This is a genomic window from Nonomuraea sp. NPDC003727, assembly GCF_053586935.1.
Genome location: NZ_JBSFNE010000019.1, coordinates 31,698 through 44,718 on the forward strand (window position 1 = coordinate 31,698; position 13,021 = coordinate 44,718).

Consider the following 13,021-nt stretch of genomic DNA (forward strand, 5'->3'; position numbering starts at 1 on the left):
TTGCGGATTGCGGCGGGGGATCGGCGCTCCCATGATCCCTGCGAGACCAAGTACGCACCCTGGAGACCTCCATGCGTCGCACCCCCGCCTCACTCGCCGCCGGAGCGCTCGTCGTGGCCCTCGCGTGGGCGTCCGGCCCCGTCGCTCCCGCCACGGCCGCCGACCCCTCCCCCGGCGTCGCCGACCTCACCCAGGACCTCAACCAGATCCTCAGCGACTCCCGGCTGGACATCGCCCGCGCCGGCGTCGTGGTCAAGAGCGCCGCCACCGGCGAGGAGCTCTACTCGAACGACGCGGGCAAGCTCATGACCCCCGCCTCCAACGCCAAGCTGTTCACCTCCGCGGCCGCGGCCGAGGTGCTCGGCCTCGACCACCGGTTCACCACCAGCGCGCTGGCCGCCGGCCGTACCGTCGGGTCCGTGCTCACCGGTGACCTGGTGCTGCGCGGCACCGGCGACCCGACGATGCTGGCCGCCGACTACGACGCGCTCGCCGCCGCCGTCGCCGCGAAGGGCGTCAAGCTCGTCACCGGCAAGCTGGTCACCGACGACACCTGGTTCGACACGGTACGGCTCGGCCAGGACTGGGCCTGGGACGACGAGACCGCCTACTACGCCGCCCCGATCTCCGCGCTGACCGCCTCACCCGACAAGGACTACGACGCGGGCTCGGTCATCGTCTCGGTCGCACCCGACGGGGACAAGGTCAAGGTCTCCACCACCCCCGAGACCGACTACCTGAAGATCGTCAACAACGCCACCGTCGGCACCTCGACCGACGTGCTCGTCGAACGCCGGCACGCCACCAACACGGTCGTCATCACCGGCACCGTGGCCGGGCCGTACAGCGAGTGGGTGGCCGTCGACGACCCCACCCGCTACGCCGCCTCCCTGTTCCGCAAGGCGTTGAACGCCCACGGCGTCAAGGTCCTCGGGCCCACCGTCAGCGGCGCGCCCGAGGGGGCGACCGAGTTGGCCAAGCACGAGTCGATGCCGCTGAGCGAGCTGCTGGTGCCGTTCATGAAGCTCAGCAACAACATCCACGCCGAGATCCTGACCAAGGCCATGGGCCGCAAGGTCGCCGGCCAGGGCACGTGGGCCGCCGGGCTCAAGGCCACCTCCGACTTCGCCAAGGCCAACGGGGTGCAGATCCTGAACCTGCGCGACGGCTCCGGCCTGTCCCGCCGCGACGGCGTCACCGCCACCTCCATCAGCCAGCTGCTGCTGTCGGTGCGGAGCAAGCCGTGGTTCAAGACCTGGTACGACGCGCTGCCCATCGCCGGCAACGCCGACCGCTTCACCGGCGGCACCCTGCGCAGCCGGATGCGCGGCACGCCCGCCGCCAACAACGTCCACGCCAAGACCGGGTCGCTGACGAGCGTCACGTCGCTGTCCGGGTACGTGACGAGCGCCGAGGGCGAGCCGCTGGTGTTCTCGATCATGCTGAACCAGTACCTGTCCGGGTCCCCCAAGGACATCGAGGACAAGATCGCGGTACGGCTGGCGAAGTTCAGCCGCACCGCTCCGGACACCGCCGCCCAGCTGCGCGGCGAGGAGAGCCCGGCCGCGCCGGAGGGCGGCGAGCTGGAGTGCTCGTGGCTCAAGCCCGTCGAGTGCTGACCCTCTGACCGCCACCCGCACGGCCCGCCCGGAACCTTCCAGGCGGGCCGTCCCCTTTCCACACACTTGACACCTCCGGCACCCCACACACCCCCGCCCCGCGAAGCCCACAGCTCGTGCACCCCGCGCACCACCCACCCCACATCGCCACGGCCCCACGCATCCCGCGCACAACGCACCCCGCGAACCGACAACCCCACGGACCCCGCGCACCACCCACCCCACATCGCCACGGCCCCACGCGCCCCGCGCACAACGCACCCCGCGAACCGACAACCCCACGGACCCCGCGCACCACCCACCTCGCACCGCCCAGCCCCACGCATCCCGCGCACAACGCACCCTCCGAACCCACGACCCCACGCACCCCGCGCACCACCCACCCCGCACCGCCCACGGCCCACCCGGTCCACCGGGTTCGCCGGTTCCACCCGCCCGAGGCTCGGCAGGTCCCGGGCCCCGCCTACGGATCCGCATCTCGACCGAACCGCGGGAGTCACGGGGGATCCGCATCTCGACCGAATCGCTGGTATCACGGGGTCCGCATCTCGACCGAGCCGCTGGTGTCACGGGACCGCCGGCATCAGGGGCACGGGCCGCCCTCCGACCGCCACGGTCGCGCGGCCATCGACGCCACGGACTCCACCGAGGTCGGGAGCTCTCGGTGCCGGGACCGCGGCCCCATCCGCCACGTACCGTCCGGACATCACCTTCCGTAACGGCGCCCGGCCACGGGCGCTCGGTGACGCGTGTCCCTGGACGGAGGCCGGCCACGCGCCAGGGGTGGCGCGTGGCACGGCGTGCCGTACCGGCCGGGAGGGAGGAGGGAGCGGCTACGAGACGACCTTCAGCCGGCGGAGGGTGTAGCCGCCGCCCGACGGATCGAGGGCTTTCGTCGCCTGCTTGAACAGGTACTCCGCCCGCTCGTAGGACAGGCGGCGGCGTCCCGTCTCCGGGCACAGGTCGGCCGCCGGCGTCGTGGCCGGCCGCGGCCGCCGATCGGTGAGGAACACCGGCCCACGGGTGCGGCCGGCCACCAGGAGAGGGAGGAGTCCGGCGGTCTGCGAGCGCCAGCTCACCCAGGTGCCGCCCGCGCGGGCCCGGCGGTCGTCGAGGTCCAGGTCCTCCACGTTCAGCGACAGGACGGCCGTCACCCCGGCCCCGGACTCGTGCAGCAGCCGCCACAACGTCCGCTCGCGCAGGGGCAGGTCAGGGCTGCTCCACAGCGCCTCCAGCTGTGCCGGGCCGATCCGCTCCGCGGGTGCGCGCGTCTCGGGTCGCCGGTCGAGGCCCGCCGCGAGATCGTCCAGGGACGCCCAGGCGCCGAACGACCGGATGGCGGACCGATGCCGGTTCCACGTCCTGGCCGCCGCGTCGCCCCAGGCCGTCTGGAACACCCGGGTGACGTGGGCGGCGGTGAGGGAGTCCAGAGGCAGCTGCTCGCCCAGGGCCAGGAGCAGGCGGCGCAGGGTCTGCCGGTAGGAGCGGATCGTCGGGGCGCCGAGATCGTCCCGTGCCAGGAATTCCTGTACGGCCCGGCCAAGCGTCCGGACGGGCGCGCCGGTGACCGCGATCTCGTCGGCGCGGCGGCGCAGGAAGTCACGCTCGGCGGCGTTCCTGGTGAGGGCCGCGGCGCGCTCGAACTCCAGCCGCGCCTCCGCGTGCCGTCCCAGGCCGAGCAGGAGATCGCCCCTGACACTCGGCAGCAGGTGGTAGTCGCGCAGCACGGGATCCTCGACGAGGGTGTCGGCCACGGCGAGCCCGGCCTGCGGCCCGTGCGCCATCCCGACGGCCACAGCCCGGTTGAGCTGCACGATCGGCGTCGGCAGCAGGCGGGCCAGCCCTTCGTACAGCGCGGCGATCTGCGCCCAGTCGGTGTCCTCGGGGGTTCGCGCCTGCGCGTGGCACACGGCGATCGCCGCCTGCAGCACGTAGGGGCCGGGAGCGCCGCCGATCGCCCTGGCCCGCAGCATCGCGGTGAACCCGCGGCGGATGAGGAGCTGGTCCCAGCGACCCCGGTTCTGCTCGTGCAGCTGGACGGGTTCTCCCGACGGCCCGGTCCGCGCGGCCGAGCGGGACGCCTGGATCTCCATGAGCGCCACCAGCCCGTGCACCTCGGCCTCGTCCGGGGCGAGCGTGGCCAGCAGCCGGCCGAGCCGCAGCGCCTCCAGGCAGAGCCCCGGCCGCATCAGGTCGTCGCCCGACGTCGCCGAGTACCCCTCGTTGAAGATCAGGTAGATGACCTCGAGCACCGACGACAGGCGCGCGGCCGTCTCCGTGCCGTCGGGCAGCTCGAACGGCACCGCCGCCGCGGCGAGGGTCCGCTTCGCCTGGGCGATGCGCTGGGCGATCCGCTGCTCGGTGACGAGGAACGCCCGCGCGATCTCCGCGGCGGTCAGGCCGCCGAGGAGCCGCAGCGTCAGCGCGACCCGCGCCTCGGTCGGCAGCACGGGGTGGCAGGAGACGAACATCAGCCGTAGGACGTCCTGCTGCTCGGTGTCCTGCTGCTCGGTGTCCTGCGGCTGGTGAAGCTCATGGGCCAACCGCTCGTACCCGCTCTCCAGGCGGGCGGAGCGCCGGATGTGGTCGATGGCCCTGCGCTTGGCGACGGCCATGAGCCAGGCGCCCGGATTATCCGGGACCCCCGACTGCGGCCATTGTTCGAGCGCGGCGACGAGCGCGTCCTGGGCCAGTTCCTCGGCGAGGCCGACGTCGTGCACCATCCGGGCGAGCGCGGCGATGATCCGCGCCGATTCCAGCTTCCAGACCGCGTCGACGCTGCGATGGGTGTCCGTCGTGGACATGCCGGCAGCGGATCAGGCCCCGAAGACCTGCTGGATGACGCTCTCGCCGTCCCCGACGATCTTGCGGAAGCGGCGGGTCAGCTCGATCGCCTCCTCCTTCGAGCGCACCTCGACCAGCGCGAACCCGGCCACGGCCTCCTTCGCCTCGGCGAACGGCCCGTCGGTCACGGTGATCTCGTCGCCGGCGGACGTCACGCGGATGCCGCCGGGCTCGAGGCCGCCGGTGGCCAGCAGGATGCCCGCCGCGGTCAGCTCCTCGACGAACGCGGCCATCTCGACGTAGAGGGTCTCGTCGGGGGGCGTGTCAGAAGCCTTGGACATCATCAGGTAGCGCATGGGTCTGCCTCCTCGTGTTCGCGTGTCGCTGCCTACGCGTCGTACCACCCTAGCGACAGGGAACACACGCATTCCCTGTCACATCGCTGGATCGACGTCTGGATGAGAACCGACACCGAGAAAGGCACCGGACATGACCGCCATCCAGCTCCCCACCGCCACCGCCGGGCCCGCCGCCACCACCCGCGCCCTGCTCACCTGCGCGACCGTGGCCGCGCCGCTGTGGGCGACGGTCTCACTCCTGCAGGCCGCCACCCGCGAGGGCTTCGACCTGACCCGCCACCCGTTGAGCGCGCTGGCCAACGGCTCACTCGGCTGGCTGCAGATCGCCAACTTCCTGGTCGCGGGCGTGCTGACCGTCGTGGGCGCGTCCGGCCTGCGCCGTGCGATGCACGGCACCCCCGGCGGGACGTGGGTGCCGCGGCTGGTCCGTCTCAACGGCATCGGCATGATGGCCGCCGGCGTCCTGGTCATGGACCCGGGCGACGGCTTCCCCACCGGCACCCCGTACGGCATGCCGCAGACGATCAGCTGGCACGGCTACGGCCACATGGCCGCCGGATCGATCGCCTTCGCCGCCCTGATCGCCGCCTGCTACATCCTGGGCCGCCACTTCAGCCGGGCCGGCGACCGCGGCCGCGCCGTCGCCTCCCGCGTCGCCGGCACCGCCCTCCTGCTCGGCAACGGCTGGGCGATGAGCGGGGGCACGGCAGGTTCCCTCACCCTGGCCATCGGGGCGATCACCGCGATGCTCTGGATCTCCGTGGTCGCCGCCCGCTACCGCCGCAGCTCGTGACCGCCGCTCTGCCCCTCCCGGCCCTGCTCCTCCCCTCCGCCCCACCTCCGGGGCGGACGGGAGAGGCAGGGCCGTTCGGCGTACCGGGGTTCCGGCATGAGATCGGCGTGGAAAGGGCGAGGGGCGATCGAGGTGGACCGCGGCTGATCAGCGGTTTCGGCGCGGGCGGAATCCGGCACTCGACATGTTTCACATCACATCTGGTGGCGCAGAGATCGAAGAGACGTAGACGCGCAGGTCGGGCACATGGTTTACCGCGGACAGAAGAGATCTTTGTTACGAAAGGGACACATGGAGCCCCAGATTTTCGTGGTTTTTTCGTGACATTTCGTTTCAGTCACACCAGAATGCGTCATCGACCCAGTGTCTAACCCCACGGAGGACAACGTGCGCAGACAGCTCCAGGCACTCGCCTGCCTCGGAAGTCTGGCGGCATTGAGCACGTCGGTCACCGCCGCGTATGCGGAGACCCAGCCGAAGAACTCCTGCCGCGTGGTCGCGGCCAAGCCATACCTCGACACCACCGGCACCGTCAGGGGCGGCGCCGCCCGGACCGGCTGCGACGACCAGACGCGCCTGCGGGTCCGCGTCATCGAGGTGCGCCCGGGACCGGACCGCCTGCTCAAGAGCGGTTCGCAGCTCGTCACCAACGGCAGCGTCGTGGCCGGGATCCGCTGCAGCGACGTGCCGCGCCGCCTCTACGTGACCGCGACCGACTACCGGGGCAACTCGCACCGCTCCGGCGTCGCCTCGATCTCGTGCGACACCGCCCCGACGCCCGCGCCGTCGCCCACCGGGAGCCCGACCACCACCCCGACCGCCAGCCCGACCACCACGTCGACGGCGACCCCGACGAGCACGCCGACCGGCGGCGGCACGACCATCGAGGACGAGGTCGTCAAGCTCACCAACGCGGAGCGCGCCTCCGGCGGCTGCAAGCCGCTCACCCACGACCCGCAGCTGCGCGCCGCGGCCGAGGGCCACTCGGCGGACATGGCGGCCAAGGGCTACTTCAGCCACACCTCACCCGACGGCCGCGGCCCCGGCGACCGCATCAAGGCCTCGGGCTTCTCCCCCGTCAGCGCCTGGGGAGAGAACATCGCCATGGGCCAGCGCACCGCCGCCGACGTGGTTCGGGGCTGGATGAACAGCCCGGGGCACCGCGCGAACATCATGAACTGCAACTACACCCACATCGGTGTCGGGCACGACGCGAAGGGCCCGCACTGGACCCAGGTCTTCGCCCGCCACTGATTTCCCTCACGTGCGTCGGGTCAACCCATCACCCCGCCCGACGCCTCCCAGCGGGCCCGCCGCCGCTCCTCCTCCGCACAAGGGAGCGGCAGGCGGGCCCGCGCCGTTCCGTTGCCCGGACGCCCGACTCCGGAACCCGCCCAGATCCGGCGGCTCACAAGGGAGTGTCAGGCGGGCCCGCGCCGTTGCCTCGCCCGATGCCCGCCTCCGGGACCCGCCGAGGTCCGACGGCTCACACCGGGACCGGGTCGCCGGCGCCCGCCCGGAACTCGGCCAGGAAGGGCTCCTCGTCCAGCGCTGCCACCACCCGCGCCGTGATCCGGTCGACGTCGCCGCGTTCGGCCTGCGGCAGCGGTCGCCCCACCGACTCCCTGGCCGCCGCGGCCGCCCCGAGCAGCCTGGCGGCACGCCGGTGATCGCCGCCCAGCGACACCGCCCCCGCCATTCCCTCCAGCGCCAGCGCGATCGCCCGGGGATCGGCGATGGCGCTGGCATGGGCATGGCTCTCGCGGTGCAGGGACGTGGCCAGCTCGGCATCGCCCCGCAGCTCGGCGATGAAGCCCAGCTCCGCCAGCAGCAGGGCCGAGCCCGACTCCCCCGCTTTCCTGATCCAGTCGAGCGAGGTGCGCAGGTGCTTCTCCGCGGTGTCGAGCCGGCCCTGCCGCCGGGCGCTGAGCGCGAGCCCGATCTCGGCGAACTGCTCGGCGTAGGGATGCGCCTGCGTCACCGCCAGCCGCCTGGCCCGTTCGTGCAGCTCGTCGGCCCTGGCGTAGTCGCCCCGCAGCAGCGCGATGCGGCCCAGCCCCGCCGTGTACCTGGAGACCTCGAACCCCAGCTCCAGCTCCTCGGCCATGGCCAGGCCCCGGGAGTGAAGCGCCGCGGCCCGCTCGTAGTCACCGTCGATCTCCGCGAGCGTCGCCAGCGGCTCGACCGTCTGCAGGATCCCCCAGTGATCGCCGAGCTCCTCGAACAGCTCCGCGCTGCGCTCGCCGTCCCGCTCGGCACCGGGGAGGTCGCCCCTCATCATGGCGTGGAGGGCACGGGCGACGAGACCGGCCGCCGTGCCCCACCGGTCGCCGACCGTCTCGCACACCGCGAGAGACCTGGCGATCAGCTCCTCGCTGCGGAGCTGGACACCGTGGCCCCACATGCTGAACCCGAGGAACCACTGGGCTCTGGCCAGCAGGTGGAGATCTCCCGCCGCTTCCAGCACGGCGAGCGCGGCCTCCACCCGCCCCCTCAGATCGACGGCGACCCCCAGGCGCAGCGTCAGGCCCGCTTCCAGGATCTCGGCCAGCGCCCTGAGGACCGGGTCTGCCGCGCCCTCGACGGACCGCGCCAGAGCCAGCGCCCTGCGCCCCTCGTCGAAGCGGCAGCGCATCAGGAAATGCAGAGCCATGGCGTTGGCCAGGCGCAACGCGAGCTCCGCCGCGCCCTGGCGGGCCGCGGTGTCGAGCGCGGCGCGCAGGTTGGCGCTCTCGGCGTCGATGGCCGCCAGCCACCGCGACCGCCCCGCGGCCCGCCGGCCGCTCTCCTCGGCGAGGGCGAGGTAGTGGTGGGCGTGGCGGCGCCGCACGCATGCGAGCTCGGCCGCCTCCTCCATCCGTTCGAGGCAGTAGGCGGCCACCGACTCCAGCAGGCGGTAGCGGGTGCCCAGCGGCGTCGTCACGGTGACGACGAGCGAGCGGTCGACGAGCCTGGCCAGCAGGTCGAGCACGTCGGCCGGGTGCACGCCCTCCCCTGAGCACACCGCCTCGGCGGCCTCCAGCGTGCAGCCGTCGGCATGGACGGCCAGGCGGCGCAGCACGACCCGCTCGGCCTCCGTGAGCAGCTCCCAGCTCCAGTCGATCATCGCGCGCAGGGTCTGCTGCCTGGCAGGGGCGCCCCGCCTGCCCGCGCCGAGCAGGCGGAACCGGTCGTCGAGCCGATCGGCGAGCTGGGCCGGGCTGAGCACGCGCATGCGTGAGGCGGCCAGCTCCAGCGCGAGCGGCAGCCCGTCGAGGCGGCGGCAGACGGCCGCGACCGCCTCCGCGTTGCGCTCGTCGAGGACGAACCCCGGCGCGGCCGCGGTCGCCCGCGCCGCGAAGAGCCGCACGGCGCTGGAGGCGGCGGCGTCGCCCGTGCCCGAGGGCAGGTCGAGCGGCTGGACTGCCCACAGCCGCTCCCCGTCGATGGCCAGCGCCTCCTGGCTGGTGGCCAGGACGCGTAGCGCGGGCGCCGACCGCAGCAGCCTCTCGGCGACGGCGGCGACCTGGTCGACGACGTGCTCGCAGTTGTCGAGCAGGAGCAGCACGCGTTTGGCGCGCAGCACGTCGGCCAGCCGCTCGGTGGCGTCGGCGCCCCGCTTGCCCGCCGCCCTGTCGTCACGGACGCCCATCGCCGCCGCGATGGCGTCGACGACCCCGCCGGTGGCGGGTCGGGCGGCCAGCTCGACCAGCCATACCCCGTCGGGGTGCGCTCCTTCGAGCTGCGCGGCCACCTCCAGCGCGAGCCGGGTCTTGCCGACCCCGCCCGGCCCGGTGAGCGTGACCAGCCGGTGGGACTCGACCAGCGACCGCACCTCGGCCGTGGCGCCCTCCCTGCCGATCAGGCCGGTCATGGGCACGGGCAGGTTGGTGGGAGTGGTGGCGGGCGGGGCGTCGAGCGCGGGGTTCTGCTCGAGCATCGCCTGGTGGAGCGCCACCAGCTCGGGCCCGGGATCGAGGCCGAGCTCCTCGGCCAGCAGGGTGCGCAGCCCGGCGTAGCCGTCGAGCGCCTCGCTCTGCCGGCCCGCGCCGTAGAGGGCGCGCAGGTGGACGGCCCGCAGCCGCTCGCGGAGCGGGTGCTCGGCCACCAGGTCGGCCAGCTCGGCCGCGAGCTGGGCGTGCTCGCCGAGGGCGAGCCTCGCCTCGGCCTGCTCCTCGATCGCCACCAGCCGCTGCTCGGCCAGGCGGGCGCGCACCGGCCGGACGAACTCCTCGTCGGCGACGTCGGCGAACGGCTCGCCGCGCCACAACGCCAGCGCGTCGGCCAGCAGCGCGACCTTGGTGGCGGGGTCGTCGCTCGCGCGGGCCTTCCCGGCGAGCGCCTCGAACCGGTCGGCGTCGAGCGTGCCCTGCTCCACGCGCAGCGCGTAGCCCGAGGGGGCGAAGGCCAGCCGCCGCCTGCCGTCCCGCTCCGCCTCCTCCAGCACCCTGCGCAGCTGGGACACCTTGACCCGCAGCGCCGCCGCCGGCTTGCCCGGCGGCCGGTCACCCCACAGGTCGTCGATCAGGCGGTCGGCCGGGACCGGCCGGCCCGCGTGCGCGAGCAGGTCGGCCAGCAGGGCCCGGACCTTCGCCTCGGGTATGCGCAGCGAACGCCCCTCCGTCGACCAGACCGCCAGCGGGCCGAGCACCCCGAATCGCATGCCGCTCAAGCTAACAAGCGCCACCGACGATTTCGGGGCGGCTACGGGATCACCGTAAGGCTTCCATAACCCGCCCTCTCCACGCTGATCCCCATGAACCGCCCCAGGAAGGCATGCGGCACCTGCCGCCCGCACGTCCCCAGCCCGCCCGCCGTCGACGGCCTCGACCAGGTCGCGGTCCGGCCATGAGCGGCACCAGGTGGAGGGCGCTGCCCGTCCTGCTCGTGGCCGCGTTCGTCACGACCCTCGACTTCTTCATCGCCAACGTCGCGCTGCCCGCCATCCGCGCCGACCTCGGCGCCGGCGAGTCCGCGACCCAGCTGGTGATCGCGGGCTACGGCCTGGCGTACGCGGCCGGCGTGATCATCGCGGGACGGCTCGGCGACCTCCACGGCCCCCGCCGGGTCTTCCTCGCCGGCCTCGCCCTGTTCACGCTGGCCTCTGCGGCCTGCGGCGCGGCCCCCGACCCGGCCTTCCTGGTGGCGTCGCGGATCGCGCAGGGCGGCGCGGCGGCGCTGATGGCGCCGCAGGTGCTGACCCTGATGAGGACGCTCTACCAGGGCGCCGACGGGGCGAAGGCGTTCGGCTGGTACGGCACCGCCGTCGGCCTCGCGGGCGTCGGCGGCCAGGTCGTCGGCGGCGCGCTGATCGCGGCGGACGTGGCGGGGCTCGGGTGGCGCGGCTGCTTCCTGGTCAACGTCCCGATCGGCCTGCTCGCCCTGGCCCGCGCCCGCCGTCTCCTGCCCGGCCCACCCGCCGCGCCCGCGGACCACCGCCGGCCGGAGCGGCGCAGGCTCGATCTGCTGGGGGCGGCACTGGTGGCCGCGGGCCTGGTGGCCGTCGTCTTCCCGCTCGCCCACGGCCAGGAAGCCGGCTGGCCGGCCTGGTCATGGGCCTGCCTCGCCGCCTCGCTCCCCCTCATGGCGGCGTTCGTCGCCAGGCAGAAGCGGCTCGCGAACCCCCTGCTCGACCTGAGCGTCTTCCGCGAGCGCGGGTTCGTGCCGGGGCTGGGCGCCGTGGCGCTCCTGTTCGGCGGCTCCTCCGGCCTGTCGTTCCTGCTCGCCCTCTACCTGCAGGACGGCAGGGGCCTGACCCCGATGGCGTCGGGCGCGCTGTTCACGGCGGTCAACGCGGGATTCTTCGCCGCGTCGCTGTGCTCCAGGCGCGGCATGGGCTCGCGGCAGGGCAGGCGGTTGCCCGTGGCGGGCGCGCTCACCCTCGCCGCGGGACTGCTGTGGAACGTCCACGCGCTCGGCGGACCGGCGGGCGCGCTGCTCCCCGGGCTCTTCCTGGCGGGCGCGGGGATGGGCCTGGTGATGTCGCCGCTGCTGTCGGCGGTCCTGGCGTCGGTACGGCAGGCGCACGCGGGCGCGGCGGCCGGTGTGCTGGGAACCGTCCAGGAGGTGGGCGGCGTGCTCGGGGTGACGGCGACCGGCCTGGTGTTCTTCGGCGTGCTCGACGCCGGCGACTGGACGGGCGCGGCGCGCGCGGGGCTGGCCCTGCTGGTGGTGTTCGCGCTGGGCGCGGCCGTGCTGACCTGGCGGCTGCTGGAAGGAGGGGGCGCGGTCCGTGACGGCGAGCGGCCCCGCGCGCTCGAGGAGCGTCCCCTGGACGGAGGCCTGCCGGTGACCGCGGAGGCGCGTGGGCGGGCCTGCCGTACCGGCGACAGGACAGGTACCGGCGACGGGACCGGTACAGCCGACAGGGCAGGTACCGGCGACAGGGCGGAGGGCGACGCGGCCCTCGTCGGCGCCGCTTCCCCGTGAGGGGCGCGACGCCGCCCGGGCGCCCCGGTCAGGGACGCCCGGGAGCGGGTCAGCCCTCGGACTTGAGCCAGCTCATCATCGGACGCAGCTTGGCGCCCGTCTTCTCGATCGGGTGCTCGGCCAGCTCGTCGCGGAAGCGCGTGAACTCCTTCTGGCCGCCGTCGAACTCCTCGACCAGCTGCCGGGCGAAGGTGCCGTCCTGGATCTCGGCCAGGATGCGCTTCATCTCCTTCTTGGTCTCCTCGGTGACCACGCGCGGGCCGCGGGTGTAGCCGCCGTACTCGGCGGTGTCGGACACCGACCAGTACATCTTGGAGACGCCGCCCTCGTACATGAGGTCGACGATCAGCTTCATCTCGTGGAGGCACTCGAAGTAGGCGACCTCGGGCTGGTACCCGGCCTCGATCAGCGTCTCGAAGCCCGCCTTGATCAGCTCGGACACGCCACCGCAGAGGACGGCCTGCTCGCCGAACAGGTCGGTCTCGGTCTCCTCGGTGAAGGTCGTCTTCAGTGCGCCCGCACGGGTGCCGCCGATGCCCTTGGCGTAGGACAGCGCCAGGTCGAGGGTCTTGCCGGAGGCGTCCTTCTCCACCGCGACGAGGCACGGCACGCCGCGGCCCGCCTGGTACTGGCGGCGCACGAGGTGGCCGGGGCCCTTGGGGGCGACCATGGCGACGTCGACGCCCTCGGGCGCCTCGATGAGGCCGTAGCGGATGTTGAGGCCGTGGCCGAAGAAGAGCGCGTCGCCCTCCTGGAGGTTCGGCTTGATGTCGTTCTCGTAGATGCCGCGCTGGAGGTGGTCCGGCGCGAGGATCATGATGAGGTCGGCCTCGGCGGCCGCCTCGGCGGGGGTGACCACGCGCAGGCCCTCGGCCGCGGCCAGGTCCCTGCTCTTGGAGGTCTCGGGCAGGCCCACGCGGACGTCGACGCCGGAGTCACGCAGGGAGAGGGCGTGGGCGTGGCCCTGGCTGCCGTACCCGATGACGGCCACGACCCGGCCCTGGATGATCGACAGGTCGGCCTGGTCGTCGTAGAAGATCTCGGTCACTTACATAAAC

General features: G+C 73.6%; 8 protein-coding genes and 1 pseudogene. 4 read left to right on the top strand and 5 right to left on the bottom strand.

The window, feature by feature from the left end:
* Positions 1-71 precede the first annotated feature (71 nt).
* Positions 72-1,619, top strand: a complete 1,548-nt coding sequence (gene dacB / locus ACWDLG_RS36170) for a D-alanyl-D-alanine carboxypeptidase/D-alanyl-D-alanine endopeptidase (RefSeq protein ID WP_449928771.1) — start codon at positions 72-74, stop codon at positions 1,617-1,619.
* A gap of 833 nt (positions 1,620-2,452) precedes the next feature.
* Here the strand turns inward: dacB and ACWDLG_RS36175 are convergent.
* The 3 genes and pseudogenes from ACWDLG_RS36175 to ACWDLG_RS36185 all read right to left on the bottom strand — a co-directional run bounded on the left by ACWDLG_RS36175 (position 2,453) and on the right by ACWDLG_RS36185 (position 4,759).
* Positions 2,453-3,214: a site-specific integrase gene (locus ACWDLG_RS36175; protein WP_449928883.1), complete on the bottom strand. Its 762-nt coding sequence runs from the start codon at positions 3,212-3,214 to the stop codon at positions 2,453-2,455.
* A pseudogene (locus tag ACWDLG_RS36180) lies at positions 3,200-4,423 on the bottom strand (RNA polymerase sigma factor); the annotation flags it as partial. The pseudogene ACWDLG_RS36180 and the gene ACWDLG_RS36175, both read right to left, overlap by 15 nt.
* A 12-nt stretch (positions 4,424-4,435) precedes the next feature.
* Positions 4,436-4,759 carry a YciI family protein gene (locus ACWDLG_RS36185; protein WP_449928773.1) on the bottom strand — a complete coding sequence of 108 codons (324 nt, stop codon included), beginning with the start codon at positions 4,757-4,759 and terminating at the stop codon, positions 4,436-4,438.
* Positions 4,760-4,892: 133 nt separating this feature from the next.
* Here ACWDLG_RS36185 and ACWDLG_RS36190 point away from each other — a divergent pair, with 133 nt between their 5' ends.
* Entirely contained in the window at positions 4,893-5,555 is a 663-nt protein-coding gene (locus ACWDLG_RS36190) for a DUF998 domain-containing protein (RefSeq protein ID WP_449928775.1), read from the top strand.
* A gap of 387 nt (positions 5,556-5,942) precedes the next feature.
* Complete coding sequence (locus ACWDLG_RS36195; protein WP_449928777.1) at positions 5,943-6,809, top strand: CAP domain-containing protein; 867 nt, start codon at positions 5,943-5,945, stop codon at positions 6,807-6,809.
* Positions 6,810-7,041: 232 nt separating this feature from the next.
* Here ACWDLG_RS36195 and ACWDLG_RS36200 read toward each other — a convergent pair whose 3' ends face one another.
* On the bottom strand, positions 7,042-10,197 hold the full coding sequence (locus ACWDLG_RS36200; protein ID WP_449928779.1) for a BTAD domain-containing putative transcriptional regulator: 3,156 nt from the start codon (positions 10,195-10,197) through the stop codon (positions 7,042-7,044).
* A gap of 185 nt (positions 10,198-10,382) precedes the next feature.
* On the opposite strand from ACWDLG_RS36200, the gene ACWDLG_RS36205 reads away from it, so the two are divergent.
* Positions 10,383-11,963, top strand: a complete 1,581-nt coding sequence (locus tag ACWDLG_RS36205; RefSeq protein ID WP_449928781.1) for an MFS transporter — start codon at positions 10,383-10,385, stop codon at positions 11,961-11,963.
* 49 nt (positions 11,964-12,012) lie between these two features.
* Here ACWDLG_RS36205 and ilvC read toward each other — a convergent pair whose 3' ends face one another.
* Complete coding sequence (gene ilvC / locus ACWDLG_RS36210) at positions 12,013-13,002, bottom strand: ketol-acid reductoisomerase (RefSeq protein ID WP_354910059.1); 990 nt, start codon at positions 13,000-13,002, stop codon at positions 12,013-12,015.
* Between the last annotated feature and the right edge of the window lie 19 nt (positions 13,003-13,021).